1 pseudogene is annotated in these 603 nt (G+C 71.6%); it reads left to right on the top strand.

Annotated features, from left to right (window positions below):
- A pseudogene (locus FVW20_RS18175) lies at positions 1-603 on the top strand (transglycosylase SLT domain-containing protein); the annotation flags it as partial.

Raw genomic sequence — 603 nt, 5'->3', positions numbered from 1 at the left:
GACGCGGGCAGCCCGTTCGTGCGTGCGCCGCTGAGCGACAGGGTGCTGCGCGCCAGGCCCGCCGTTGAACGCCCGGTGGCGGAAGGCGAGCAGTGGCGCATGCGTGCCGCCGTGGCCCGTCCCGACGAAGCGTTTTCCATGGCCGATGGCGGGGTGTTTGCCGTTGCCACGGACGCGGTATCTTCAGGTGTCGCCATGGACGTGACGCAGGCGGTGGTGTTGCCAGCGTCGGTGCATGCGACGGTGGCGGCATCGCTTGCGGGCGGTGGCCTGCCAGGCGTGCCCGGTGTCTCTGGTGTACTCGGTCCCTTGGGTGGCGTGGCGGAAGAATTCTCCTCATCCCGTTCCTTCCCCTCGGTCAGCTTTGCCGGGGGCGGAGTGGCCGTGTCCACCGTGGACGGGCACCGTCCCGTGGATGCCATGGCCGACGCTTCGCCCATGATCCTGCTGGGGCTGGACCCCTTGCGCGTCGAGGGTGGCCGCGTGGGCGAACCCACCCTCGTGGCCGAACCCGCCTTCTACGGCGAGGCCCTGGACCAGGCCGGGCGGCCGCTGCGCTGGTCGCGCGGGGAAACGGCCCGCCTGCTGGCCAAGGAGTGCGCC

This window comes from Nitratidesulfovibrio oxamicus, assembly GCF_015731765.1.
Classification (GTDB): domain Bacteria; phylum Desulfobacterota; class Desulfovibrionia; order Desulfovibrionales; family Desulfovibrionaceae; genus Cupidesulfovibrio; species Cupidesulfovibrio oxamicus.
Note: the sequence above shows the minus strand (reverse complement) of the source record. Positions and strands in the feature narration are given on the sequence as shown.